A 25,140-nucleotide genomic window follows, 5' to 3' on the forward strand; every position below is an offset into this window, starting at 1 on the left:
ACCTGTAGGACGGTCAGGCCACCGACGCGATGCGCGTTCTGATGTCGTCCGGGGACAGCGCGCCCTTGGCGGTGACATGGTCGCCGGAGGACTCGCCGCGCAGTCGGCGGCCGATCCAGGGCACCAGGTACTCACGGGCCCAGTGGACATCGTCGCGGCGGACGTCCAGGGTGCCGCGCGGTGGTCGCGGGGGCCAGGGCTGTTCGGGGTCGGCCGGGATGTCCACGCCGAGGGTCTGACCGGCCCGCAGGGCCACGCGGGTGTGGCCCTCGGGCGAGAGGTGCAGTCGGTCGTCGTCCCAGGCCCGGCGGTCCTGGACGGACTTCAGGGACCACAGGTCGAGCACCGGGCAGCCGTACCGGTCGGCCACCGCCCGGACATGTCCGTTGTAGGTCGCTATCTTGCCGCGCAGATGCTTGAGCAGCGGCACCCCGCGGGTGTCGAAGCCGGTGGTCACGAGGACGGTACCGGCCACCTCGGTGAGGACGGCGACCGCGCGCTCGAAACGCTCGGCCACGTCGTCCGGGTCGCTGCCCGGCCGGAGGATGTCGTTGCCGCCCGCGCAGAAGGAGATCAGGTCGGGCGCGAGAGCCGCGGCTCTCGGCACCTGGTCCGTCACGATCCGGTCGAGCAGCCTGCCCCGCACCGCGAGGTTGGTGTAGTCGAAGTCGCCTTCCGGGCGCCGGTCCGCGAGGAGTACCGCGAACCGGTCGGCCCAGCCGACGAACGCCCCGTCGGGGCCGGGATCGCCCACGCCCTCGGTGAAGCTGTCCCCCACCGCCACGTACGACCCGATCACTGATCTGGTGTCATTCTTCGAATCGTCTGCCACATCGCCCCATGATTCCCCTTCGAATGTGAGCTACGCGACCGTAATAAGGGGTTGACGGGCGGTGACAAAAGCCACGGACCAAACCTTGGTCAATTGCGGAATACCTCGATGTCCGATGGATCGTCAGATGTCGGTTCCGGGGTGGTGCCGGACACGCCGAAGGCCGGACCCGGGGGTGGGGGGTCCGGCCTTCGGAGCGGTGCGCGCGGCGGCGGGTGCCTCAGCCGAGGGAGAGGCCCTTGCCCCGCAGATAGGCGATGGGGTCGACATCGGAGCCGTAGCCCGGCCCGGTGCGGATCTCGAAGTGCAGATGCGGGCCGGTGACGTTGCCGGTCGCGCCGGAGAGGCCGATCTGCTGTCCGGCGCTCACCGACTGGCCCTGCGAGACGGACAGCGAGGAGAGGTGGGCGTACTGGGCGTAGTAGCCGTCGGCGAGCCGGATGACGACCTCGTTGCCGTACGCGCCGCCCCAGCCCGCCGAGACGACCGTGCCGGCGCCGACGGCCTTGAGCGAGGTGCCGGTCGGGACGGAGAAGTCGACACCGGTGTGGTAGCCGCTGGACCACATGCTGCCGGACTGGCGGTACGCGGTGCCCACGCCGCCGCTCGCGACCGGGAGGCTGGCGCCCGAGGACGACGCCGGGGCCTGGGCGGCGGTGTCCGAGGCCCCGGAGGACGAGGACCGGGTGCCGGTCTCGTCCGAGGCGTCCGAGGAGGAGCCGGACGGTTCCGTCGCGGGGGTCTCGTCGGTCTTCTCGGTCCGCTCGGTCTTCGCCGGCTGCTCGGTGGAGCCGCCGGACGCCTTGCCGCCGAGGGTCAGCTTGAGGCCGGGGTGGATGAGCGACGGGTCGCCGCCCACGGCCTCGCGGTTGTCGGCGTAGAGGGTCTGCCAGCCGCCGCTGACGTCCTGCTCGTCGGCGATCTTCGAGAGATAGTCGCCGACCTTGACGGAGTAGGTCCGGGTGCTGGTCTGCGGGGCCGCGGACTTCTGGTCGGCGATCCGGGTGACGGTCTGCTGCGGCACCGCGTTGGGCGCCGCGGTGACGGCTTCCACCGGCTTCTGGGGAACGGACTGGCCGGGGGCCGCGTGGGCGCCGGCGGCACCCATCAGCGGGAGGGCGAGTGCGGCGCCGCCGGTTCCGGCGACGGCGAGGGAGCGCGTAAAACGCAGGCTCCGGGGACGGCGGTGCTTACCCTTCGCGGGCATGGTGAATTCCTCTCCGGCGCCTGCGAGGTGAGCTGTCGGGTGCGAGCTGGAGATGCCCGGCCGCGTGGGGGAACGCGACTAAACCCCTAGCCGTTCCGGAGACCGGAACAGGCGTTGAGTCCTGTGGGTCCCCCGCTCCTGCCGTACACGGGTGGGTTGGGTGCGTGGTCCGGACAGCGGCAGGATTCGGCGTTCCATCCGGATGCGGTGGCGAACGTAAGCGACCAAGACGCGCAGGGACAAGCAAGGGGTTCCACCCGAAGGCCCTCTTCTTGATCCATGGTGGTATTTGCCGGTCACCCTCCGTCGCATTTCCACCTGTCGAATCACTCAAGGGCCCATGAAAACGGGACTGATTACGTGAGCATGACGGGCGACAGACGGTCACGGATATGACGCTGCTCACGTGACACCGCTCCAGCTTCCTTTATTCCCTTACGAGTTGGATTCAAGGTAATGAAGAATGTCAATTCGGACAGAAATCCCAGATACGGCACAGAAGGAGAAGTGGTGCATCGGGCGGTGAGGGGGAGGCGAGGGGGCGGACCGCCTTCTTTGCCCGCCTTTAGGCCGTTTCGTCATGTCGTATCGTCGAAGGGCAGCTGCCACCCGGCGACGGAGCCGGGCAGGCGAGCCGACTGGGAGGAGCCCCCGTGACGCAGCAGGTCCCGTCGACCGAGCCCGAACTGGCCGGAATCCGCAATTTCCGCGATGTCGGCGGACTGCCGACCGTGGACGGCCGCCGGGTGCGGTACGGGGTGCTGTTCCGCAGCGGCCATCTCGCGCACGCCACCGCCGAGGACGCCGCTTTTCTGAGCGGTCTCGGACTGCACACCATCTTCGACTTCCGCAACCTCGCCGACCGGGGCCTGGAGGGCCGGGATGTCGAGCTGCCCGGCGTGCGCAATGTGAACATGCCGCTGAGCGACCCGGCGGAGGGGGCGGAGTTCTGGGCGATGGTCCGGGACGGCGAGGTGGAGCAGCTCCGGGAGATCCTCTCCGAGGGCCGGGCGGCGGGCCGGATGATCGACTCGTACCGCAGGATCGTCGTCGAGCGCACGGGTGAGCACTCCCGGGTGCTGCACGCGCTCGCCGAGGACAGTGTCCCGGCCCTGATGCACTGCGCGGCGGGCAAGGACCGCGCGGGGCTGTCGATCGCGGTGACCCTGCTGGCGGTGGGGGTGGAGCGGGAGGCGGTCTTCGCGGACTATCTGAAGTCCAACGCCAAGCACCGCCGCTACAAGGTGCGCCGCGGCGGCGACGCCGCGACCGCCTACACCCCCGAGATCATGGAGCTGCTCAGTCCGCTCTTCGACGCGCGCGCCGAGTATCTGACGGCGGCCTTCGAGACCATCGAGGAGACCTGGGGCGGTGTCGAACCGTATCTGGAGCGGGGGCTGAAGCTCACCCCGGAGACCCGTGAGCGGCTCCGGGAGCGGTTGGTGGGCTGACACCGCCGGACGGGCAGGCGTGCGGACGGGCGGCTGAGCAGCGCCCGGCCGCCGCGGGTCCCGTCTACTTCGCGCCGACCTCGAACAGCAGATAGAGGAACGCGGCGAAGACATGCCCGACCGCGACATAGATGAACAGTCGGATCCAGATGCCGGGGTAGCTCTTCTCCTTGACCTTGGCGGGCTTGACGGGCTGGACGGGCCCGGCGGCCGGGACGGCGGGGGCGCCGGTGGCCTCACTGACTCCGCTGGTCCCACTGGTCCCGCTGATCTCGCTGGTTCCGCTGATCTCGCTCATCGCGTTTCTCCCGTGATCGGGCCGAGGCACAGCGCGGCCGTGGGGCTCTGCAAGAGGGTGTGGACGAACAGCAGCTCGACCCCCTCCGGATCGCGGGCGGCGATCCGGTGCGGGGTGAGCGAGTCGAAGTGGGCGCTGTCCCCGGGACCGAGCTGGTGCCCGGCGTCCCCGAGGCGCAGCCGCAGCCGCCCCTTGAGGACGTAGAGCCACTCCTCGCCGGGGTGCACGCGAACGATGTCGCCCTGGGAGCCATGGGGCACCCTGACCCGCAGCGCCTGCATGGCACGGCCGGGGGCGCCGGTCTGCCAGTAGGTCCAGCCGCCGGCCTCGGTCGGGTCCATATGGCCGCCGCGGACCACGGCGTCCCGGTCGGGGACCGTCTCGCCGAGCACCTCGGAGACCGTCGTACCGTAGACACGGGCCAGGGCGAGCAGCATGGGCAGGGAGGGCTGGCGTCCGCCGGTCTCCAGGCGGGAGAGATGGGCGGGGGACAGTCCGGCGGCCCGCGCCGCGGCCTCCAGGGTGAGCGAGGCCCGGCGGCGCAGGGCGCGCAGCTGCGGGGCGACGGCCGGGAGCGGCTCGGCGGTACCGGGTTCGGTACCGGGCTCCATATCGGGCTCCGGCTCGCGGTCGGTCCCGTGCTCCGGGTCGGTCTCTGGAGGGGTCATGCCCTCCATTCAGCCCGAGAATTACCTCCGAGGCAAATTGCTTGCCTCAGAGACAAGAAGCGCGACGGATGGATGCGGGGGTGCCGGGGGGGGTGATACCGGCCGTCACCGGTTGGCCACCGCCTGCTTCACCAGGGTGCGGCCGAAGTCCCAGATGAGTCCGCCGCCGTTGTGGGCGTCGTCCATGACGTCCGTGAAGGCGGCGACGAACCGGTCCACCTCCCGCTCCCCGATGGTCAGCGGCGGGATCAGCTTGATCACCTCCAGATGGTCGCCGGAGACCTGGGTGAGGATCCGGTGGCGCTGGAGCAGCGGGACCACCACCATCTGCGCGAAGAGCCCCTTGCGGGCCGCCTGGAGCATCGTCCAGCGGCTGCGCAGCCCCAGCGAGGTGGGCCGCCCGAATTCGATGCCGACCATCAGCCCCCGCCCCCGCACATCGGCGAGCAGCTCGTATCTGTCCACCAGGGCCGCGAGCCGGGTGCGCAGCAGATCGCCGGTGGCCCGCGCGTTCGCCACGATCTGCTCGTGCTCCATCACCGACAGCACGGCGAGGCCCGCCGCCATGGCCTGGGCGTTGCCGCCGAAGCTCGCCGAGTGCACCAGCACCCGATCGATGGAGGAGTAGACCTTCTTGAAGATCCAGTCCCGGCCCAGGGTCGCCCCGACCGGCACATAGCCGCCGGACAGCGCCTTGGCGACACAGACCAGGTCCGGCTCGACGCCGTCCTCGTGCTGGTGGGCGTAGAAGTCGCCGGTGCGGCCGAGGCCGGTCTGCACCTCGTCGGCGATCAGCAGCGCCTTGTGCCGGTGCAGCAGGTCCTGGGCGGCACGCAGATAGCCGGGCGGGGCCGCGTGCACGCCCTTGCCCTGGATCGGTTCGACGATCAGGGCGGCCACATCGCCCTTCCTCAGCTCGCGCGCCAGCGCGTCGAGATCGCCGAGCGGTACGGCGGTGTCGGGCAGCAGCGGGGCGAAGCCGTCCCGGAAGCCGTCCTCGCCGTTGACGGAGAGGGAGCCGGTGGTCAGCCCGTGGAAGGCGTGGTCGCAGTACAGGATCCGGCGCCGGCCGGTGGCCCGGCGGGCGAACTTCAGCGCGGTCTCCACCGCCTCGGTGCCGCTGTTGCCGAAGAAGACCCGGTCCAGGTGCGGGCTGTGCGCCAGCAGCCGTTCGGCGAGCAGTCCGGGCAGCGGGGGGCAGTCGAAGCGGGTGAGGTCGGCGAGATCGGCGTCCAGGACGGCGTGCAGCGCCTTGCGGATCACCGGGTGGTGGCGGCCGAGGCCCATCACCCCGAACCCGGCGAGCATGTCGAGGTAGTCGGCGCCCTCGGTGTCGTAGAAGTAGGCGCCCTCGGCGCGCTCGTAGACCTTGTCGAAGCCGATGGTGTGCAGCATGCGCGGGAGCTGGTGGTTGAGGTACCGGGTGTGCAGCTCGTAGCGCTCGGCCCCGCGCTCGGCCAGCAGCGCGGCGAGGTCGAACTCCCCGGCGCCGGGGGCGCGTCCGGCGGTGGTCATCGGGGGGTCTCCTCGGCGGGGGTGTTCGTACGGGTTCGGGTATGGGTGGGGGTACGGGGGGTGCCGTTCTGGGGGGTCTTCGGGGTGCGGGCGCTGTCCTCCTGCGGGGTCGGCGGGGTCGGCGCGGTCGTCGGCTTCCGGGAGCCGTCCCGCGCGGCCATTGCGGTCATCGCGGTCCCCGGCGTTCCCGGTGCGCCGGGCGTGCCCTGCGTGGCCTGCGTGCCCTGCGTGCCCTGCGTGGCCCGCGTGCCCTGCGTGGCCAGGCTCGCGCCGATTCGGACGGCGATCTCGACCGGCGTCAGACCGATGTCGGCCAGCACCTCGCCGCGTTTGGCGTGGGCGAGGAACTGCTCGGGGATGCCGAAGCGTCGGACGGGGACGTCCACGTCGGCGTCGCCGAGCGCGAGGGCGACCGCGGAGCCGACCCCGGCGGCGCGGCTGTTGTCCTCGACGACCGCGACCAGCCGGTGCCGGGCGGCGAGCGGCGCCAGCTCGGGATCGACGGGTTTGACCCAGCGCGGGTCGACCACCGTGCAGCCGATACCGCGCGCTTCGAGCAACTCGGCGGCCCGGAGGCAGACGGGGGCCATCACCCCGACCGCCACGAGCAGCACCTCGGGCCGGTCGGCGCGGTGCAGGACGTCCAGTCCGCCGATCCGGTCGACGGCCGGGACGGAGGGGCCGACGGACTCCTTGGGGAAGCGGACCAGGGTGGGCGCGTCGTCCACCTCGACCGCCTCGCGGAGCTGGGCGCGGAGCTGGTCGGCGTCGCGGGGCGCGGCGATCCGCAGACCGGGCACGACCTGGAGCACGGACAGGTCCCACATACCGTTGTGGGAGGCGCCGTCGGCGCCGGTGACCCCGGCCCGGTCCAGGACGAAGGTGACCCCGCAGCGGTGCAGGGCGACATCCATCAGCAATTGGTCGAAGGCCCGGTTGAGGAAGGTCGCGTACACGGCGACGACCGGGTGCAGTCCGCCGGTGGCCAGCCCGGCCGCGGAGACCGCCGCATGCTGCTCGGCGATCCCGACGTCCCAGACGCGGTCCGGGAAGCGTTCGGCGAACCCGGCGAGGCCGACCGGGTGGAGCATGGCCGCGGTGATCGCGACGATGTCCTCGCGCTCCTCGCCGATCGCCACGATCTCGTCGCCGAAGACGGAGGTCCAGGAGGGGCCGCCGGACGGGGTGAGGGGCTCGCAGGTGAGCGGGTCCATCGCGCCGACGGTGTGGAAGTGGTCCTCCTCGTGGGCCAGCGCCGGTTCGTAGCCGCGGCCCTTCTCGGTGATGCAGTGCACCAGGACGGGGCCGTGGAAGCGTTTCGCGCGGCGCAGCGCGGACTCGACGGCACGGATGTCATGGCCGTCGACGGGGCCGACGTACTTGAGGCCGAGGTCCTCGAACATGCCCTGCGGGGCGAAGGCGTCCTTGAAGCCCTTCTTGGCGCCGTGCAGGGCCTCGTAGACGGGGGTGCCGATGACGGGGGTGTGCTGGAGGGCGTGTTTGCCCCAGGCGAGGACGCGTTCGTAGCCGTCGGTGGTGCGCAGGGTGGCCAGATGGTCGGCGAGGCCGCCGATGGTGGGGGCGTAGGAGCGTTCGTTGTCGTTGACGACGATGATCAGGGGGCGGTCGCGGGCCGCCGCGATGTTGTTGAGCGCCTCCCAGGCCATGCCGCCGGTGAGGGCGCCGTCGCCGATGACCGCGACGACCTGGCCGGTGCCGCCCCGCACCTGGCGGGCCTTGGCGAGGCCGTCGGCCCAGCCCAGCGAGGTGGAGGCGTGGCTGTTCTCGACGATGTCGTGCTCGGACTCCTCGCGTGCGGGGTAGCCGGACAGACCGCCCTTGCCGCGCAGCTTGGAGAAGTCCTGGCGGCCGGTGAGCAGTTTGTGCACATAGCTCTGGTGGCCGGTGTCCCAGACGATCCGGTCGAGCGGTGACTCGAAGACCCGGTGCAGGGCGACGGTCAGTTCGACCACGCCCAGATTGGGCCCGAGATGCCCGCCGGTCCTGGCGACCGCCTGCACCAGGAACTCCCTGATCTCTTCCGAGAGTTGGACGAGCTGTGCCTCGGTCAGCGCCTTCAGGTCGCGTGGTCCCCGGATGCTCTCCAGAAGCGTCACGCTCGGCCCCCTTCGGTCCGTGCCGTTCCGCCTTGCTGTTCGGCTGTGCTGTCTCAGGTCACGGTGACGACCGGCCCGCCCGGCGCGGCGCCGTCCTGCTCCATCCGCTCGGCGATCTGCTGGAGCGTGGCGCCGATGTCCGAGGTGTGGGTCGTCGTCATGGACTGCGCCGACACCGGGGCCCCGCCGCCGACCGCCACCGGCCCGACCTGGATCCGCCGCGACACACGCCGCGCGGCGATCGGGCGGGCCGGTACCTCGGGGATGCCCAAGGAGATGGCGGTCATGGTGTCAGTCCCGATTCCCGCCGACCGTCTCGCGCATGGCCCGCAGCGACTCCTTGAGGGAGCCCATGGTGGCCAGGACGGCGGTGGGCTCGTAGCCGCAGTGCGCCATGCAGTTGGCGCAGCGCGGGTCCTTGCCCCGGCCGTACTTGTCCCAGTCGGTCTTCTCGATGAGTTCGCGGTACGTCGGGACGTAGCCGTCGCTCATCAGATAGCAGGGGCGCTGCCAGCCGAAGAGGGAGTAGTTGGGGATGGCCCAGGCGGTGCAGGGGAAGTCGACCTTGCCCTCCAGGAAGTCCAGGAAGAGCGGGGAGTGGTTGAGCCGCCACTTGCGCCGGTTGCCGCCGGAGAACGCCTTCTTGAACAGCTCCCGGGTCTGCTCGACGCCCAGGAAGTGCTCCTGGTCGGGCGCCTTCTCGTAGGCGTAGGCGGGGGAGATCATCATCTCGTCGACCTGGAGGTCGTCGTTGAGGAAGTTCAGCACCTCGACGATGGTCTGCGGGGTGTCGGTGTTGAAGAACGTCGAGTTGGTGGTGACCCGGAAGCCGCGCTGCTTGGCCTCCTTGATGGCGGCCACCGCCTCGTCGAAGACACCCTCCTTGGCCACCGACTCGTCGTGCCGTTCGCGCAGACCGTCGATGTGGACGGCGAACGCGAAGTAGGGCGACGGGGTGAACTTGTCCATCTTCTTGCGCAGCAGCATGGCGTTGGTGCACAGGAAGACGTACTTCCGCTTGGCCACGAGCTGACGGACGATCTCGTCGATCTGGGGGTGCATCAGCGGTTCGCCACCGGCGATGGACACCATCGGGGCGCCCGATTCGAGCACCGCGCCCACGGCCTGCGCGACCGGCATGCGCTGCTTGAGCACTCCGGCCGGGTGCTGGATCTTGCCGCAGCCCTCGCACTTCAGATTGCAGGCGAAGAGCGGCTCAAGCTCCACGATCAGCGGAAACTTGTCCCGTCGGCGCAGCTTCTGTTCGGCCAAGTATGTAGCGACCTTGATGGACTGGCGCAGCGGCATGGCCATCTGGCTCACCTCCTGGGGAGCAGCACATTACGGTGCCATTCGAAGAAAGTCGGTAGTACGGAACGCAGCACGCGGAAAGCTGATATTCCACCGCGCACCGTGCCGATCCGGACGAGTTCATGTTCTGGAGCGTCCACGACCACCCGGACGGCCGCAACCGGGCGCTCACCCGCCCGTACGGCGCTCAGAAGCGTGGCGGCGGACTCCATGTCGACCGCGATGGCGCCGGTGGCCCGCAGGGCGGACCGCTCCGGACCCCGGACCACATGGTCGGAGCCGGTCAGCGGGCCGGTGTGGACCCGGCGGCCGGGCAGTGCGCGGGTGAGTTCCCTGACGAGTGCCTCGGTGCCCGCGCAGCCGACCGTGCCGCGCGGGTCGCGGGTCTCCTCGGCGACCACCAGGTCACCGGGGTGCATGCCGGGGGCGAGTCCGGCGCAGAAGCCGGTGGCGAGGACGGCGGCGCCGGTCAGGGCCGGGTCGGCGAGGATCTGGCCGAGGGAGCGTTCGGCGGCCCTGGGCCCCATGCCGGTGCGCACCACGGTGACGGGGCCGCTCGCTCCGCCGCGGTCACCCAGACGCAGGGCGAGATGCTCGATGCCGAGCGCGCAGGCGATCAGCAGCGGGGGCCCTCCGGGCGGGTCGGCGGTGACGGCGGCGGCCCGGCCGGATCGGTGGCCCTGCCCGCCGGGCCCTTGGCCGGTCCGGCCGGGTCGGTGACTTCGTGTGCCGGGGTCGTCGTGTGATCCGCCGGGCCGGGGGGTTCCGGTGCCGTCGGCACCTGTGCCCGGCCTGCCGGACCGGCGACCGCCGATGTCGGCACCTTCACCCGACCCGCCGGGCCGGCTGTCTGCGACTCCAGCACCTTCACCCGACCCGCCGGCTCGGCGACCGCCGCTGCCGACGCCTTCACCCGACCCACCCGACCGGCGGCCTCCCGCACCGGCCCCTTCGCCCTGACCGCCGGACCCGGCGCCCGTCGCGTCGGGGCGGTGGGCAGGGCGGTGGGCAGGGCTGCGGGAGGGGTCGGCGGCACCGGAGGTGTCGGAGGGGCCGGGTGCGCCGGGGAGGCCAGACGCGCCGGAGCTGTCGGAGGGGCCGAACGCGCCGGACGCGCCAGACGCGCCGGAGGGACCGGCCCGTACGACGAGCGGCTCACCATGCCGCTCACCCGTCACCGCACCGGACCCATCGCCCCGCGCCGCGCCATGCCCCTCACCCGTCGCCGCACCCGACCCATCGCCCCTCGCCGCACCGCGCCCCTCACCCGTCACCGCACCAGCCCCGCCACCCCCCGCCCCACCGGCCCCGCCACCCCCCACCCCACCCGCCCCGTCACCCCGTTCGTCGGGCCCCTGGCCCATTCCGTCGAGGTGTGTCATCAGCCCTCCCCGGCCCCGGTGAGCTGGCCTTTCTCCACGCCGGGGGCCGTGAGCGGGGCGGGGCGCGCGGGGGTGGAGCGGGTGGCGGGGGGACGGCGGACGAGGGTGTCGAACGGGTCGCCGTGGACGTAGCGGCCCAGCGCGGTGAGCGGGAAGACCTGGCGGTAGAGGTGGTAGTTGATGGAGAAGTCCCAGGGGAAGCCGGTGCCGGTGAAGTACGGCTCGTCCCAGGAGCCGTCCTCCTTCTGGGTCTCGGCCAGCCAGCGCACCCCGGACCCGACGGCGTCGGACTCCCGCTCCCCCGCCGCGAGCAGCGCCATCAGGGCCCAGGCGGTCTGCGAGGCGGTGGAGGCGCCTTTGCCGCTCCAGCTCTTGGTGTCGCTGTAGGAGCGCAGATCCTCGCCCCAGCCGCCGTCCTCGTTCTGCGCCACCTCCAGCCAGCGCACGGCCCGGCGGATCGCGGGGTGGGTGCCGGGGATGCCGGCGGCGGTGAGGGCGGGCACCACGGAGCCGGTGCCGTAGATGTAGTTGACGCCCCAGCGGCCGAACCAGGAGCCGTCCGCCTCCTGTTCGGCGAGGAGCCAGGCGATGCCGCGCCGGGTGCGCGGATCGTGGGTGAGCCCCTCCGCGGCGAGCATCTCCACGACATGCGCGGTGACATCCGCCGAGGGGGGGTCGATGACCTCGCCGAAGTCGCAGAACGGCAGCTTGTTGGGGAACGGGCTGGTGTTGTCGACGTCGAAGGCGCCCCAGGCACCGTCCTTGGACTGCATGCCGAGCTGCCAGCGCACCCCGCGCGCGACGGCCTTGTCCACCCGCTCGGGGTCGGGGTGGCGGACCCGGCGCAGGGCGAGGACCACCTCGGCGCTGTCGTCGATGTCGGGGTAGTTGTCGTTGTGGAACTCGAACGCCCAGCCGCCGGGCGGCAGTCCGGGGCGGCGCACCGACCAGTCGCCGGGGCGGACGATCTGCTCGCTGAGCATCCAGTCGGCGGCCTTGACCAGTTGCGGATGGTCGGCGGGGACCCCGGCGTCGGCGAGCGCGATGGTGGCGAGGCAGGTGTCCCAGACCGGGGACTGGCACGCCTCGATCATCCGGGCGCCGTCCTCGCGCCACACGGCGTAGCGGTCCAGGGACTCAAGGCCCGCCCGCATCACCGGGTGTTCGAGGTCGTAGCCCAGCAGATGCAGGGCCATGATCGAGTAGACGGCGGGGGGCTGGATGCCGCCCCAGGCGCCGTCGTTCTCCTGGCGCTCGATGATCCAGCGGGCGGCGGTGTTCATGGCGGCCCGGCGCACCGCGCGCGGGGCGACCTTGCGGTAGACGTGCAGGGCCTTGTCGAGGCGCTGGAAGAAGCCGTCCCAGCTGGCCGCCGGGGCGGGGGGCCGGAGCGGGTTGGGGCGGGTGGGGTCGGTGTGCAGTTCGTCCAGCGGGAACGGCGCGGGGCGCACCGGGCGCTGGGCGCCGACGATGGTGAGGGGGACGATCGTCTGCCGGGCCCAGCAGCCGAAGTCGTAGATGTTGAGCGGGACCCACTTCGGGAAGTAGATGATCTCCGGGGGGAGTTCGGGGAGGTCGTCCCATCTCCACCAACCGAACAGGGCGAGCCAGATCCGGGTGAAGACGCGAGCCCCGGCGATGCCGCCCCGGTCGCGGATCCAGGCGGACGCCCTGGCCATGTGCGGGTCGTCGGGCCGGTCCCCGGCCAGCCGCAGGGCGACGTACGCCTCGATGGTGGTGGAGAGTTCGCCGGGTCCGCCGAGGAAGGTGGCCCAGGTGCCGTCCTCGCGCTGCTCGCCGCGGATGAAGAGGGCGGCGGCGCGGGTGGTGGCCTCGTCACGGATGCCGAGGAACTGGCGCAGCAGCAGATCCTCGGCGTCCATCGACACATTGGTCTCCAGATCGCCCTTCCACCAGCCGTTGGTGTCCTGGAGCGAGAGGAGGAAATCGGTGGCGCGCAGGGTCGCGCGCCGGGCGGCGTCCTCTACCCCGGTCGCCGCGGGGGTGGTGCTTTCGCTGGCCGCGGCAGCGCGGGGCGGCAGGGCCCCGGTGCTTCCGTCGGTCGTCGCTGTCATGGCTTCCCCTTCGTGCAGTGTGCAGTCGGTGCGTCTGCTGGGTCCGCCGTCGGCCGGTACGCTCACTCTGCTCGCTGTACCGGCCGGCGACTACGCGAGGATGGTTCGACCGATAGTGATCATCTCTTCCGTACGACGACGAAGTCGGCGAGCGCCGTGAACCGCGCCCGCACCGGGTCGGGCATGTCGATGGCGTCGAGGGCTTCGATGGCGGTGAGGTGTTGACGGCGGGCCTCTTCGGCGGTCCACTCGCGACCGCCGGCCTCTTCGATCAGGGCGGCTCGGGCGGCGAACTCCGCCTCGGAGAAGTTCTCGAAGTCGCTGCTCTTGGCGTCCGCGGCGAGGATCTCGCCGAGTCGCTCGGAGGCGGTGCCGCCGGCGGCGAGCGCGGCGACGACGGGCAGGGACTTCTTGCGCTGGCGCAGATCGCTCCACGCCTGCTTGCCGGTGGCGCCCGGGTCGCCCCAGATGCCGAGGAGGTCGTCCACGGCCTGGAACGCGAGGCCGAGGTGGTGGCCGTACTTCTCCAGGGTGTCGGCGGTGCGGTCGTCCGCGCCGCCGAGCACGGCGCCGATGGAGCTGGCGCAGGCCAGCAGGGCGCCGGTCTTGTTGCCCTCCATCTCCAGGCACTCCTCGACACTGACCCGGTCACGGTGCTCGTAGGAGATGTCCTGGGCCTGCCCGTCGATCAGGGCACGGGTGGCGGTGGTCAGCCGGCGGGTGGCGCGGCCGGCCTCGACGGTGCCGAGTTCCAGCAGTACGTCGTTGGCCAGGGCGAACAGGGCGTCGCCGACCAGGATCGCCTGGGCGGGGCCGTGCACCTTCCAGACGGTGTCGCGGTGGCGGCGCTGTTCGTCGCCGTCCATGAGGTCGTCGTGCAGCAGGGAGAAGTTGTGCACGAGTTCCACGGCGACCGCGCCGGGCACGCCGGTCTCCGGGGCGGCCCCGGTGACCTCGGCGGAGAGCACCGCGAGGGCGGGGCGCACGGCCTTGCCGCCGTCGCCGTCCGCGGGGCGGCCCTGGGCGTCGATCCAGCCGAAGTGGTAGGCGGCGACGGTGTCCATGGGCGGGGCCAGGCGGTCCACGGCCGCCCGCAGCACCGGGGTGGCCAGGGTCCGGCCGCGCTCCAGCAGCGCGGTCACGTCCACCGCTGCCGGGCGGGCGGCCGGAGCGGCCGGGGGCACAGTGGGCACAGTCTCTCCTCTTGTTGCGGTGCCGGAGGTACGGGGGCCTGCCGCGCGCGGTTCGGGGCTCATGCGGCCTCCTCGACGTCGAAGAGGTGGGCGGGGCGGGGCCGTCCCAGGGCGCGCAGCGCGGCGTCCGCCGCGGCGATGCCGCTGCGGACCGCACTCTCCATGGTCGCGGGCCACCCGGTGGCGGTCCACGCTCCGGCCAGGTACAGGCCGGGGGCTTCGGTGCGGGCGCCGGGCCTGAGCGGGCCGGTGCCGGGGGCGGGGGCGAAGGTGGCGGTGCGTTCGCGGGTGACGAAGAAGTCCCGCACCCCGGCGCCGCGGGTGTGCGGCAGCAGCCGTTCCAGTTCGGGCAGATAGCGGGCGCGCAGCTCGGCCACCGGCCGGTCGATGTCGTCCTGCGCGGCCGACTGGGACAGCGCCAGATACTGGCCGCCGTCCGTCAGCCCGGACGCGGCGGTGCGGTCGAAGACCCACTGCACGGGGCTGCCGAGGGCGGCGAAGAAGGGGGCGTCGAGGACCTTGCGGTCGTAGACCACATGGATGTTGAGGATCGGCGCGGTGCCGAGGGCGAGCAGCCGCTCGGGGTGCTCCAGCGCCCCGTCCGGGAGCAGTTCGTGCGCCTCGTGCTGGGGCACGGCGAGCACGACCGCGTCGGCTTCGACGCGCTCGCCGGGAACCTGGACGCTCCACCGGCCGTTGGCGAGGGTGGAGACGGAGGTGACGCGTGAACGGACCTCGGTACGGACGCCCGCGGAGTCGAGCGCCTTGCGGGCCAGCCGATCGTGCAGTTCTCCCAGGGGTACGTGTGCCCAGCCGATGTCGGCGGCTCCCGGGTCGGACAGCAGACCGGTCTTGAACACCATCGCGGCGAGCGACAGTGAGGCGTCGCCCGCGACCGCGTTGAGGGTGGCGACCCCGACCAGGTCCCACAGGGCCTCGATGGCGCGCGCCGACTGGCCGTGCTCGGCCAGCCAGCTGCCGAAGTCCTGCCGGTCCAGGGTCGGATCGGCGAGGTCGAGTCCCTTCAGCGCGAGTGCGGCCCGCCCGACGCGGGCCCGCTCGGCGAGCGAGAGATGCGGGTAGCTCGCGAGGCTGCGCCCCAGATGCAGGGGTACGGGCAGCGCGTCGCGCCGGATCCTGCCCAGCCGCCGTCCCTCGGGGCGGTCGGCGTCGACGACGGGTACGTCGAGGCGGTTCTGGAGCGGGGCGAGGGCGGCGCCGTCGATCCGGTCGAGGAACCAGCGGTAGGCGGTGCAGCAGCGCAGATACACATGCTGGCCGTTGTCGATGGTCAGCTCGCCGCGCTGGAAGGAGAAGGCGAGGCCGCCGAGGCGGGGCCGGCCTTCCAGGAGGGTGACCTGTACGCCGGCGTCGGCGAGGGCGAGCGCGGTGGTGACGCCCGCGAGGCCGCCGCCGACGATCACCGCGTGGCGGGCGGGCTGTGACGTGCCGTCAGGCATGACGCGCCCTCCGTGTGGGGTGGTGATGTGGTGTCGGGCGGGTGCGGGTGCGTGGCGGCCGGTCGGGCCCATGCGGCGGAGCCGTACATCGATGCGGCTCGCGCCCCCGAGTGGCCTTGCCGGACCGCCGCCGACATCGTGCGGGTCGCTCAGTCAGGGACGCGTGCCTTCGCTGCGGGGTTGCCCCGGGTTCGGCTCCCGCCATCAGGTACGCCTCCTGACGGTCCTGCGGGAGTCGAGGCCGGAGAGGCCGCGGACGGCGACGTACGCCTTCTCTCGGCCCGGCAGGGAGACCCGGCCGCGCAGTACGGCCTCGGGGTCGCGTTCGATGCGGTCGAGGAGCCTGCGGTAGATCCCGGCCATCGCGGCGACACAGGCGCCGCTGCGCCGGTCGAGCATGGGCAGCAGCCGGTAGCCCTCGGCGAACAGGGCACGGGCGCGGCGTACTTCGAAGTGCACCAGACCGGCGAAGTCGGAGCCCTCGGGCGGCAGCGGCCCGGCGAACCCGGCCGAGCAGCCGAACTTGGCGAGGTCGTCGGCCGGGAGGTAGGTACGGCCGCCCTCGGCGTCCTCGCGGACGTCCCGCAGGATGTTGGTGAGCTGGAGGGCGAGGCCGAGGGTGTCGGCGTACTCGGGGGCCCGCTCGGCGCCGCGCGCCCCCGGTTCGGTGCCGAACACGCCGAGCGAGATCCGGCCGATGGCGCCGGCCACACAGCGGCAGTAGACCTTGAGGTCGTCCCAGGTCTCATAGGTCTGCCCGCGTACGTCCATCTGGACGCCGTCGATCAGTTCGTCCAGGCCGTCGAGCGGGATGGGGAACTGCCGGGCGGCATGGGCGAGGGCGACGGCGACCGGGTCGGTGTCGTCCTCGTCGACGCCGCCGTCCCGGACCCGGGCGAGCAGGGCCCGGGTGTCGTCGAGCCGCTCGGCCTTGACCTCGTCGGCCAGCTCGCCGTCGCCGATGTCGTCGACACGGCGGGAGAACGCGTACAGCGCCGACATCGCCCGCCGCTTGGGCGTGGGCAGCAGCCGGATGCCATAGGCGAAGTTCCTGGCCTGCTGGCCGGTGACGGTCTCGCAGTAGCCGTAGGCGGCGAGTACCGGCGCGGACGGCTGTGCGGTGTGCTCCACGGTCCGGATCACCCCTCTTCTCGCAGAGTGACGCCCACCTGGCGCAGCAGCCGGAGCTTGCCGGGCTTGGGCGGGCCGGGAAGTACGTCGTATTCGGCGGCGGTGATCGCGTCGATCGCCGCCCTTCCCCCCGCCACGAACCCGGCGAGCAGCAGCCTCAGCCTGCCGTGGACGCTCCCCACCAGGGGGGCGCCCTCATCCAGCAGAACGCGGGCGCGTTGCGCTTCGTAGGCGACCAGGGCGCGCACCGAGGCGCTCGCGGTCTTCGCGGCGAGGTCGGTTTCCTGGACGTGGAAGCGTTTCATGTCCTCGGCGGGTAGGTAGACGCGGTCGCGGCCGAGGTCCTCGGCCACGTCCTGGAGGTGTTCGACGATCTGGAGGGCGGTGCAGACGGCGTCGGAGCGGCGGACGCGCTCGGGGGTCGAGGTGCCGGTGACACCGAGGACGAGACGGCCGACGGGGTTGGCGGACAGCTCGCAGTAGGCGAGCAGATCGTCGTAGGTCTCGTAGCGGGTGACGAGCTGGTCCTGGCGGTTGGCGGCGATCAGGCCGAGGAACGGCTCGGGGGGCAGCGCGCGGCGGTGCACGGTGGGGGCGAGGCGGCGCAGCAGGGGGTGGCGGGGTTCGCCGGCGTAGACCCGGCGCAGATCGGCCTCGAAGGCGTCCAGCAGGTGGAGGCGGTCATCGGCCCGGTCGGGGGTGACGCCGAGGAGGCGGGCGTCGGCGCCGCCGGGGGCGAGGTCGCCGTCGCCGATGTCGTCCACCAGACGGGCGAAGCCGTAGACCGCCATCAGGTCGGCGCGCCAGTCGCGGGGCAGGAAGAAGGGGGCGACGGGGAAGTTCTCGTCGGCCGCCTTGTCGAGTGTGTCGCGCTCGGGGTCGCGGGTGCCCGCCGCGTCCGTTGCCGTCATCGTTTGCTGCCCGGGGCGAGGACGGCACATGCTGCGAAGAGCCGGGGAGTTTCCGTAGCCATTGCCGTCACATCTCCCGTTCTACACTGCCTACCCAATACACACTATTTCGGACACGCCGCCCAATGCTCCCCGCGATGGCCCGGGGGCCGGGCGCGCGCATTATCGCCGCACTTGCCGCGATTGGGCACCCCTACAGCTTACGTTGTACAGCGCGGGACGGATCGAGCGGGTGTCCCGCGCATCACAACAACACACCGATCGGCGCCAAGATTCCTCCGGCGGGGCGGAGTTGGCATTTACTTTGCAAACGCGGGGCCCCGCCGGAAGGGTTCCGGCGGGGCCCGTGCCGAACCGGCTACCGGCCGGTGAATTTCTCGTACTCCTTGAGCACCTCGTCGGTGGGGCCGTCCATCCGCAGTTCACCGCGTTCCAGCCAGAGGACCCGGTCGCAGGTGTCCCGGATCGACTTGTTGTTGTGACTGACCAGAAAGACCGTACCGGCTTCCTTGCGGAGTTCCCGGATGCGTTCCTCGGAGCGCTTCTGGAACTTGCGGTCGCCGGTCGCCAGCGCTTCGTCGATCATCAGCACATCATGGTCCTTCGCGGCGGCGATGGAGAAACGCAGCCGCGCGGCCATGCCGGACGAATATGTCCGCATGGGCAGGGTGATGAAATCGCCCTTCTCATTGATACCGGAGAAGTCGACGATTCCCTGGTAACGCTCTCTGATCTGCTCTTGGGTCATGCCCATCGCCAGACCGCCGAGGATGACATTGCGCTCGCCGGTCAGGTCGTTCATCAGCGCCGCGTTCACCCCGAGCAGCGAAGGCTGCCCATCGGTGTAGACCTTGCCGCTCTCCGCCGGGAGCAGTCCGGCGATGGCCCGCAGCAGGGTGGACTTGCCCGAGCCGTTGGAGCCGATCAGGCCGACGGCCTCGCCCCGGTAGGAGGTGAAGGACACCCCCCGCACGGCGTGCACCTTGCGCACCCCGCGCTGCTCGCCGCCGCGCTTGAGTATCCGGCTGAGGGCGGCGGTGGCGCTGCCCTTGCCGGTCTTGGCGCCGTTGACCCGGTAGACGATGTGCAGATCGTCCGCGATGACGGTGGGGATCCGTGCCCCGGTGAACTGCTCAGCCACGGCCGTACTTCTCCTCCGCCTTCCAGAAGTACACAAAACCGCCGGCCGCGAAGAGGACCGCCCAGCCGGCCGCGATGGCCCAGACGTGCTGGGGCAGGTTCTCCGAACCGTAGCCGTCGATCAGCGCGAAGCGGATCAGGTCCATATAGACCGCGGCGGGGTTCCACTGGAGGATGTTCGCGATCCAGCTCGGCTTGTTGGCCAGCATGATCGGGATCGAGTACATCACACCGGACGCGTACATCCAGGTACGCATCACGAACGGCATCAGCTGGGCCAGGTCCGGGGTGGCCGAACCGGCCCGCGCCATGATCAGGGCGAGCCCGGTGTTGAAGAGGAACTGCAGCGCCAGCGCGGGCAGGATCAGCAGCCAGGACATCGCCGGGTAGCTGCCGAAGGCGATGGTCACCGCGAACAGCACGATCATCGAGAACAGCAGCTGCTGGAGCTGCTGGAGCGCGAACGAGATCGGCAGCGAGGCCCGCGGGAAGTGCAGCGCCCGCACCAGCCCCAGGTTCCCGGAGATGGCCCGCACCCCCGCCATCACCGAACTCTGGGTGAAGGTGAACACGAACACACCGGTGACCAGGAACGGGATGTAGACGTCCCGGCTCATCCCGCGGTCGGCCTGGAGGATCACACCGAAGATGAAGAAGTACACGGCCGCGTTGAGCAGCGGGGTGACCACCTGCCACAGCTGGCCCAGCTTGGCCTGGCTGTACTGGGCGGTGAGCTTGGCCCGGGAGAACGCCAGGATGAAATGGCGGCGGTCCCACAGCCGGCGGACGTACTCGACGAGGGAGGGCCGGGCCCCGCTGACGGCCAGGCCGTACTTCGCGGCCAGCTGGCCCGCGCTCAGCGCCTCGTCGGGCGACACGGGCGCGCTCACCGCGACCGTGGCGTCGTGCGTTGTCTCACTCACAAGGGGAAACTTTCGTCTTCGATGTGCGCGGCCCACCACGGGCCCGGCACGGTCCGGCGGCCCCCGGGCCATCGCCCCGGAAACCCGTCAGGGACGAGCTTGTCAGATCACCGGGGGACGGCCCAGTCGGGTCAGCCGCCACACCGTACGCCACTTCATCGGGCGGCGCGGGCCGCACGGGCTGGTCCAGCCCTCGCGGAAGCCGCCGAACCAGGCGCGCAGCGCCGAGCGGGAGGGGCGGCGGGCCAGGGTCAGCAGCAGCCAGACGCCGAGATAGACGGGGACCAGGGGCGCGGGCAGATTGCGCCGGGCCAGCCAGACCCGGTTGCGGGCCACCATGCGGTGGTAGACCGCGTGCCGGGAGGGCGCCGTCGTCGGGTGGTGCAGCAGCATGTCGGAGCGGTAGTCGATCATCCAGCCGGCGTCCAGCGCCCGCCAGGCGAGGTCGGTCTCCTCATGGGCGTAGAAGAAGGCGTCGGGCAGCGCGCCGACCTCGGCGAGCACCTGGGTGCGCACCGCGTTGGCGCCGCCGAGGAAGGTGGTGACCCGGGAGGAGCGCATCGGGTCGGAGGCGCGCAGCCGGGGGACGTGGCGGCGCTGGGTCCGCCCGGTGTCGGGGTCGGCTATGCGGAAGCTGATGATGCCCAGGCGCGGGTCGCCGGCGAAGGCGGTGCGGCACAGCTCGGCGGTGTCGTGATGGGCGAGCAGTCCGTCGTCGTCGAGGAAGAGCAGGACGTCGACGTCCCGGCCGCTGGGGCCGAACGCCTCGATGCCGACATTGCGGCCACCGGGTATGCCGAGGTTCTCCGGCAGCTCGATGGTGCGCACCCCGGCGGGGACGTCGGGGACGGGCGAGCCGTTGCCGACCACGACCACCTCGACCCGGTCGCCGTCCTGCTTGGCTATCGAGTCCAGCAGGGCGCGCAGTTCCTCGGGGCGGTTGCCCATGGTGATGACGACGGCGCCGACGCTGACCGATCCCGTGGGCAGAGCGCCGGACTCGCCCCGGGGGGCGGGTATCCGGGGGGCGGAGCCGGCGTCGTCCCCGCCGCCCGGTGCCGTCTCGGCGCGGTCCGCGCCGCCGGGCCCGCTCATCGGAGCCTGCTCGACACCAGGATGGACACCAGGTGCAGCAGCGTCTGGAGCAGCGCGATCCCGGCCAGTACGGCGACGCCCAGGCGGGTGAAGAACAGATCGCCGCGGCTCGCGTCGAGGATCGCGAGGAGCAGGATCAGCAGGGACGCCTCGATGCCCAGGATGAGCCGGTGGAACTTCAGGGCGGCGGCGGCCCTGCGGGCCAGGGCCATGCCGGAGGAGCGGGGCTCGGCGGCGGACTCCTGCACCGGGGGCAGCCCGCCCTGGTGCCGGGCGACGCCGACGAGGTCGGTCTCGGCCTTGATCAGGATGGCGCCGAGGGCGGCGAGGGTGCCCAGGAAGGCCCACAGCCAGTCGATCCGGCCCTCGCCCCAGACATCGGCGGCGCGCAGTCCGAGGCCGACCAGGACGGCCGCGTCGGTGAGATAGGCGCCGACCCGGTCCAGATAGACGCCGCCCAGCGAGTACTGCTTCTTCCAGCGGGCGATCTCGCCGTCGACGCAGTCCAGCAGCAGATACAGCTGGACCATGACGACGCCGAGCACCGCGCCGGTGATGCCGGGCACCAGCAGGGCCGGGAGCGCGAGCACCCCGCACACCGTCATCAGATACGTGAGCTGGTTGGGCGTGACCCTGGTGTTCACCAGATAGCGGTCGATGCGCAGGGACACCTCGCGCATGTAGAGGCGTCCCGCCCAGTGCTCACCGCTGCGCCGGTCCTTGACCCCGGCGGGGTGGACGACGGGCCTGAGTTCAGCTACCGATGGCCTTGACATAGTCGGCGTAGATGTCCTTGATCTGGTGGGTGTTCAGGTCGAGGTGTTCGAGGATCGTGTAGCGGCCGGGGCGGGTCCGCGGGGCGAACTCCACGACCCGGACGAATTCCTCCTCCGTGAAGCCGATCTCCTGGGGCAGCACCGGCAGTCCGTGCCGGCGCAGCACCGCGGCCATGTAGACGGCCTCCTCATGGGCGCCGCGCAGATACATCGCGAAGGCCGCGCCGAGTCCGCACTGCTCGCCATGGGCGGCGGCCCGCCTCGGGTGGAGCAGGTCGAAGGCGTGGTTGATCTCGTGGCAGGCGCCGGAGGAGGGCCGGGAGTCGCCGGAGACGGACATGGCGATCCCGCTGAGCACCAGGGCCTCGGCGAGCACCTGGAGGAAGGCGTTGTCGCCGACGCCGCCGGGGTGGCGCAGCACGGCCTCACCGGCCTGGCGGGCCATGGCGGCGGCGAGGCCGTCGATCTTCTCGCCCTTGACCCGGTGGGCCAGCTCCCAGTCCCGGATCGCGGAGATGTTGGAGACGGCGTCGCCGATGCCGGCCCGGACGAAGCGGACCGGGGCCTCGCGGATCACATCGAGGTCGATGAGCACCGCGATGGGGTTGGGCACTCCGTAGGAGCCGCGTCCGGCGTCGTTGTCGAGGGTGGCGACGGGCGAGCACAGTCCGTCGTGGGCGAGATTGGTCGGTACGGCGACCAGGGGCAGCCCGACCCGGGCGGCGGCGAACTTGGCGCAGTCGATGATCTTGCCGCCGCCGAGGCCGACGAGGGCGTCGAAGTGCCCGGCCCGTATCTCGGCGGCGAGGCGCACGGCGTCGTCCAGGGTGCCGCCGCCGACCTCGAACCAGGTGGCGCCGGGCAGCGAGGGCGCGACCCGCTCGCGCAGCCGGGCACCGGAGCCGCCGCTGACGGCGACGGCCAGCTTGCCGGAGTGGGATATCCGCTCGTCGGCGAGGACGGCGCCCAGGTCGTCCAGGGCGCCCGGCCGGATGTCGACGACGACCGGGGAGGGGATGAGCCTGGTCAGTACCGGCACGCGATCTCCCGCCCCCGGGCCAGATCGTCGTGGTTGTCGATCTCGACCCAGTCGACGTCGCCGATGGGCGCCACGTCGATGCGGAAGCCGCGGTTCACCAGCTCCTGGTAGCCGTGCTCGTAGAACTGCTGGGGGTCGGTCTCCCAGACCGTGCGCAGCGCGTCGCCGAGTTCGGGGGCCGCGTCGCCCTCGATGAGGGTCACGCCTATGTACTCGCCGGTGGCCTCGGCCGGGTCCATCAGCTTCGTGATCCGCGTCATGCCGCCGTCCGGGCCGACGACGACCTTCATCTCCTCCTCGGCGAGGGACTTGACGGTGTCCAGCGCCAGGATGATCTTCCTGCCGTCGCCGCGCGCGGCCAGCAGGGTCCGCTCGACGGAGACCGGGTGGACGGTGTCGCCGTTGGCGAGGATCACCCCGTCCTTGAGCGCGTCCCGGCCGCACCACAGGGAGTAGGCGTTGTTCCAGTCCTCGGCCCGGTCGTTGTCGATCAGCGTGAGCTTCAGGCCGTACGTCCGCTCCAGGGCGGCCCTGCGGGCGTAGACGGCCTCCTTGCGGTAGCCGACGATGACGGCGGCCTCGGTGAGGCCGATCTCGGCGAAGTTGCCGAGGGTGAGGTCCAGCACGGTCGGTTCGCCCTCGACGCCCTCGGGCCCGACCGGCACCAGCGCCTTGGGCAGGGTGTCGGTGTAGGGGCGCAGACGCCGGCCGGCGCCGGCCGCCAGCACGAGGCCGATCATGCGGGTTCTCCTTCGTCGTGTACGGCGGGCGCTCCGGCCCGGTGCGAGGCCACCCAGAAACGGACGCTCTCGGCGACCACGAGCAGGGCCAGCGCCACCGCGAGGACGGTGAGCGCGAGGGCGAACGCCTCCCCGGTGAGCAGGGCGGCCAGCACGGCGACGAGCAGGACGCGTCCTTCCTGCCCCCCCGCGGCCCGCACCAGCCAGACCGGCGGCGCCCCGGCGTTCCCGCGGATGCGGTACACCGTGTCGTAGTGATGGTAGGCGACGGCCGCAACCAGCCCGAAAGCCGCTGGAAGGGCTCCGTTCACCTCCGCGTGGGCGGCGAGGACCAGTACGGTGCCGTACTCGGCGACCCGGAACAGCGGCGGGACGAGCCAGTCCAGGGCGCCCTTGAGCGGCCGGGCGAGGGCCTGACCGGCGGTGATGGCATAGACCAGGGCACCGGCGACCGGGGCCCAGGTGATGCCGGAGAACAGCGAGACGGCGAGGACGGCGGTGCCGGCGGCGGCGATCAGGGGCGGGGCGCCGGGGCGGAGGCGGGTGACGCGTGCCACGGCCTGGGCGAGGGGCCCGTTGTCGGCGAGGTCGGCGAGTGCCTGGGCGGCCCGGTCGGTGCGGTGGGCCTTGCGGGTCAGGGAGCGCAGGACCCGCCCGGCGGTGGTGTAGGTGGCGGCGAGGGCGCAGCCGACGAGCAGGGCGTAGAAGGTGACGCGCGGGGTGGTGAGGGCGGTGAGCACGGCGATCATGGCCCAGCGCTCGCCGATCGGCAGCACGATCATCCGGCGCAGCCAGACCGTCCAGCCGACGCTGTCGAGGCGGTCGGAGAGGGCGGCGGTGGGGCTGGTGTTGGCGGTGGCGTCGTGGTTGGCCTCGTTGAAGGAGAAGTCCACGACATGGCGGCCGGTCTGGAGGACCATCGCGGCCAGCGCCAGCGCCCATACGTCGTCGCCGCCGCGGGCCGCGCCGAGGGCGAGTCCGGCGTAGTAGGCGTACTCCTTGGCGCGGTCGAAGGTGGCGTCGAGCCAGGCGCCGAGGGTGGAGTACTGGAGCGAGTAGCGGGCGAGCTGGCCGTCGGTGCAGTCCAGGACGAAGGACGCGATCAGCAGCACCCCGGCGGCGACGAAGCCGCCCCGGGTGCCGGTGGCCGCGCAGCCGGCCGCGATCAGCGCGGTGAGCAGGGAGGCGGTGGTGACCTGGTTGGGGGTCAGTCCGCGCCGGGCGCACCAGCGGGCGAGATAGCGGGAGTAGGGGCTGATGCAGAAGGTGGTGAAGAAGCCGTCCCGGGCCTTCACCGCGGACTTCAGGCGGACGGCCTCGTCGTCGACGGCGGCGACGGCCTGGCGGGCCTCGTTGCGGGCCTGGGGGTCGGCGGGGACCTCGGCGACCAGGGTGCCCAGCTCGGGGCGGTGCGGGGCGGCGCCGTCGGCGGTGAGGGCGGCGGTCACCCGGTCCGGGAGGCTGTCGAGCAGGACGGCGCCCTCGGAGGAGCGCTCCCGGGCCAGCGCCCGGGTCAGTTCCTGGCGTCCGTCGGCCTGGGCGGTGACGGCGCCGGGGACGGCGGCGAGCGGGAAGCGCGGGTCGGTCAGTCCGAGGCGCAGTGCGTGCGGGTGGCCGACGAAACGGGCGTCGACCAGGGCGACCCGGTCGGCGCCGGGGACCTGGGCGAGCAGTGTCTCGGCGTCGGCGGTGCCGGAGGCGATGCACACCTCGAAGCCGAGCGACCGCAGATCGCCCTCGATGGACGATCCCGGGACCGGCTGGCCGGTGAGGATGGCGGTCGGCAACCGAACTCACTCCCTGGGTGCCGACGCGTCCGCGCCGGTCATGTGCATGGTGGGGGCGCCCTCTTGGCGCCTGTGGGGGCACCGGACGG

General features: G+C 72.0%; 21 protein-coding genes, 1 pseudogene and 1 riboswitch. Of the genes and pseudogenes, 1 reads left to right on the top strand and 21 read right to left on the bottom strand.

The features are described from left to right. Nucleotides 1–13: 13 nt before the first annotated feature. Both ABZX40_RS11605 and ABZX40_RS11610 read right to left on the bottom strand, forming a co-directional pair. Nucleotides 14–799, bottom strand: coding sequence for an SGNH/GDSL hydrolase family protein (locus ABZX40_RS11605; RefSeq protein ID WP_355741442.1), 786 nt, complete (start codon nt 797–799; stop codon nt 14–16). Nucleotides 800–1,052: 253 nt separating this feature from the next. Beyond that, entirely contained in the window at nt 1,053–2,039 is a 987-nt protein-coding gene (locus ABZX40_RS11610; RefSeq protein WP_355741246.1) for a LysM peptidoglycan-binding domain-containing M23 family metallopeptidase, read from the bottom strand. 4 nt (nt 2,040–2,043) lie between these two features. Further along, nucleotides 2,044–2,241: riboswitch (cyclic di-AMP (ydaO/yuaA leader) on the bottom strand. 451 nt (nt 2,242–2,692) lie between these two features. On the opposite strand from ABZX40_RS11610, the gene ABZX40_RS11615 reads away from it, so the two are divergent. Then, nucleotides 2,693–3,490: a tyrosine-protein phosphatase gene (locus ABZX40_RS11615; RefSeq protein WP_355741244.1), complete on the top strand. Its 798-nt coding sequence runs from the start codon at nt 2,693–2,695 to the stop codon at nt 3,488–3,490. A gap of 64 nt (nt 3,491–3,554) precedes the next feature. Here the strand turns inward: ABZX40_RS11615 and ABZX40_RS11620 are convergent, their stop codons facing one another. The 19 genes and pseudogenes from ABZX40_RS11620 to ABZX40_RS11710 form a co-directional block, all read right to left on the bottom strand. Beyond that, nucleotides 3,555–3,788, bottom strand: a complete 234-nt coding sequence (locus ABZX40_RS11620) for a DUF6126 family protein (RefSeq protein WP_355741242.1) — start codon at nt 3,786–3,788, stop codon at nt 3,555–3,557. Then, nucleotides 3,785–4,399, bottom strand: a complete 615-nt coding sequence (locus ABZX40_RS11625; protein ID WP_355741441.1) for an XRE family transcriptional regulator — start codon at nt 4,397–4,399, stop codon at nt 3,785–3,787. The genes ABZX40_RS11620 and ABZX40_RS11625 overlap by 4 nt, the downstream gene beginning before the upstream one ends. Before the next feature lie 162 nt (nt 4,400–4,561). Further along, complete coding sequence (locus ABZX40_RS11630; RefSeq protein ID WP_355741240.1) at nt 4,562–5,971, bottom strand: aspartate aminotransferase family protein; 1,410 nt, start codon at nt 5,969–5,971, stop codon at nt 4,562–4,564. Between the two features lie 257 nt (nt 5,972–6,228). Continuing rightward, a pseudogene (dxs, locus tag ABZX40_RS11635) lies at nt 6,229–8,088 on the bottom strand (1-deoxy-D-xylulose-5-phosphate synthase); the annotation flags it as partial. 53 nt (nt 8,089–8,141) lie between these two features. Further along, the gene (locus ABZX40_RS11640) at nt 8,142–8,375 is read right to left on the bottom strand and encodes a flavodoxin-dependent (E)-4-hydroxy-3-methylbut-2-enyl-diphosphate synthase (RefSeq protein ID WP_355741238.1); all 234 of its coding nucleotides are present in this window, start codon (nt 8,373–8,375) and stop codon (nt 8,142–8,144) included. Nucleotides 8,376–8,379: 4 nt separating this feature from the next. Further along, nucleotides 8,380–9,402 carry an adenosyl-hopene transferase HpnH gene (hpnH, locus tag ABZX40_RS11645; RefSeq protein WP_355741236.1) on the bottom strand — a complete coding sequence of 341 codons (1,023 nt, stop codon included), beginning with the start codon at nt 9,400–9,402 and terminating at the stop codon, nt 8,380–8,382. Between the two features lie 5 nt (nt 9,403–9,407). After that, nucleotides 9,408–10,022, bottom strand: a complete 615-nt coding sequence (locus tag ABZX40_RS11650; RefSeq protein WP_355741439.1) for a 1-hydroxy-2-methyl-2-butenyl 4-diphosphate reductase — start codon at nt 10,020–10,022, stop codon at nt 9,408–9,410. A 758-nt stretch (nt 10,023–10,780) separates the two neighbouring features. Further along, nucleotides 10,781–12,856, bottom strand: coding sequence for a squalene--hopene cyclase (gene shc / locus ABZX40_RS11655; protein ID WP_355741234.1), 2,076 nt, complete (start codon nt 12,854–12,856; stop codon nt 10,781–10,783). A gap of 119 nt (nt 12,857–12,975) precedes the next feature. Continuing rightward, entirely contained in the window at nt 12,976–14,112 is a 1,137-nt protein-coding gene (locus ABZX40_RS11660; RefSeq protein ID WP_355741232.1) for a polyprenyl synthetase family protein, read from the bottom strand. Beyond that, complete coding sequence (gene hpnE, locus ABZX40_RS11665) at nt 14,109–15,509, bottom strand: hydroxysqualene dehydroxylase HpnE (RefSeq protein ID WP_355741230.1); 1,401 nt, start codon at nt 15,507–15,509, stop codon at nt 14,109–14,111. Before hpnE ends, ABZX40_RS11660 begins: the two co-directional genes overlap by 4 nt. Before the next feature lie 204 nt (nt 15,510–15,713). After that, nucleotides 15,714–16,652: a presqualene diphosphate synthase HpnD gene (gene hpnD / locus ABZX40_RS11670; protein ID WP_355741228.1), complete on the bottom strand. Its 939-nt coding sequence runs from the start codon at nt 16,650–16,652 to the stop codon at nt 15,714–15,716. Further along, nucleotides 16,649–17,551 (bottom strand): squalene synthase HpnC, encoded by a 903-nt coding sequence (gene hpnC, locus ABZX40_RS11675; protein ID WP_355741226.1) that lies wholly within the window; start codon nt 17,549–17,551, stop codon nt 16,649–16,651. The genes hpnD and hpnC overlap by 4 nt, the downstream gene beginning before the upstream one ends. Nucleotides 17,552–17,909: 358 nt before the next feature. Beyond that, the gene (locus ABZX40_RS11680; protein ID WP_355741224.1) at nt 17,910–18,692 is read right to left on the bottom strand and encodes an ABC transporter ATP-binding protein; all 783 of its coding nucleotides are present in this window, start codon (nt 18,690–18,692) and stop codon (nt 17,910–17,912) included. After that, entirely contained in the window at nt 18,685–19,614 is a 930-nt protein-coding gene (locus ABZX40_RS11685) for an ABC transporter permease (RefSeq protein WP_355741222.1), read from the bottom strand. Before ABZX40_RS11685 ends, ABZX40_RS11680 begins: the two co-directional genes overlap by 8 nt. A 102-nt stretch (nt 19,615–19,716) precedes the next feature. Continuing rightward, on the bottom strand, nt 19,717–20,709 hold the full coding sequence (locus tag ABZX40_RS11690; protein WP_355741220.1) for a glycosyltransferase: 993 nt from the start codon (nt 20,707–20,709) through the stop codon (nt 19,717–19,719). Further along, a complete protein-coding gene (locus tag ABZX40_RS11695) occupies nt 20,706–21,485 on the bottom strand; it encodes a CDP-alcohol phosphatidyltransferase family protein (protein WP_355741218.1) in 780 nt (259 codons plus the stop codon). Before ABZX40_RS11695 ends, ABZX40_RS11690 begins: the two co-directional genes overlap by 4 nt. Further along, nucleotides 21,463–22,524, bottom strand: coding sequence for an iron-containing alcohol dehydrogenase family protein (locus ABZX40_RS11700; protein WP_355741216.1), 1,062 nt, complete (start codon nt 22,522–22,524; stop codon nt 21,463–21,465). Before ABZX40_RS11700 ends, ABZX40_RS11695 begins: the two co-directional genes overlap by 23 nt. Continuing rightward, nucleotides 22,512–23,264, bottom strand: coding sequence for a phosphocholine cytidylyltransferase family protein (locus ABZX40_RS11705; RefSeq protein WP_355741215.1), 753 nt, complete (start codon nt 23,262–23,264; stop codon nt 22,512–22,514). The genes ABZX40_RS11700 and ABZX40_RS11705 overlap by 13 nt, the downstream gene beginning before the upstream one ends. Further along, nucleotides 23,261–25,051, bottom strand: coding sequence for a DUF5941 domain-containing protein (locus tag ABZX40_RS11710; protein WP_355741213.1), 1,791 nt, complete (start codon nt 25,049–25,051; stop codon nt 23,261–23,263). The genes ABZX40_RS11705 and ABZX40_RS11710 overlap by 4 nt, the downstream gene beginning before the upstream one ends. Nucleotides 25,052–25,140: the final 89 nt, after the last annotated feature.

Source organism: Streptomyces sp. NPDC004610 (assembly GCF_040609715.1).
Lineage (GTDB): Bacteria > Actinomycetota > Actinomycetes > Streptomycetales > Streptomycetaceae > Streptomyces.

Bases quoted from the DNA above. Each gene is read 5' to 3' on its own strand.
- ABZX40_RS11690 (WP_355741220.1), bottom strand. From the start codon at position 20,709: ATGAGCGGGCCCGGCGGCGCGGACCGCGCCGAGACGGCACCGGGCGGC.
- hpnH (WP_355741236.1), bottom strand. From the start codon at position 9,402: ATGGCCATGCCGCTGCGCCAGTCCATCAAGGTCGCTACATACTTGGCC.
- ABZX40_RS11660 (WP_355741232.1), bottom strand. From the start codon at position 14,112: ATGAGCCCCGAACCGCGCGCGGCAGGCCCCCGTACCTCCGGCACCGCA.
- ABZX40_RS11625 (WP_355741441.1), bottom strand. From the start codon at position 4,399: ATGGAGCCCGGTACCGAACCCGGTACCGCCGAGCCGCTCCCGGCCGTC.
- ABZX40_RS11695 (WP_355741218.1), bottom strand. From the start codon at position 21,485: ATGTCAAGGCCATCGGTAGCTGAACTCAGGCCCGTCGTCCACCCCGCC.
- hpnE (WP_355741230.1), bottom strand. From the start codon at position 15,509: ATGCCTGACGGCACGTCACAGCCCGCCCGCCACGCGGTGATCGTCGGC.
- shc (WP_355741234.1), bottom strand. From the start codon at position 12,856: ATGACAGCGACGACCGACGGAAGCACCGGGGCCCTGCCGCCCCGCGCT.
- ABZX40_RS11620 (WP_355741242.1), bottom strand. From the start codon at position 3,788: ATGAGCGAGATCAGCGGAACCAGCGAGATCAGCGGGACCAGTGGGACC.
- ABZX40_RS11630 (WP_355741240.1), bottom strand. From the start codon at position 5,971: ATGACCACCGCCGGACGCGCCCCCGGCGCCGGGGAGTTCGACCTCGCC.
- ABZX40_RS11705 (WP_355741215.1), bottom strand. From the start codon at position 23,264: ATGATCGGCCTCGTGCTGGCGGCCGGCGCCGGCCGGCGTCTGCGCCCC.
- ABZX40_RS11610 (WP_355741246.1), bottom strand. From the start codon at position 2,039: ATGCCCGCGAAGGGTAAGCACCGCCGTCCCCGGAGCCTGCGTTTTACG.
- hpnC (WP_355741226.1), bottom strand. From the start codon at position 17,551: ATGACGGCAACGGACGCGGCGGGCACCCGCGACCCCGAGCGCGACACA.
- ABZX40_RS11640 (WP_355741238.1), bottom strand. From the start codon at position 8,375: ATGACCGCCATCTCCTTGGGCATCCCCGAGGTACCGGCCCGCCCGATC.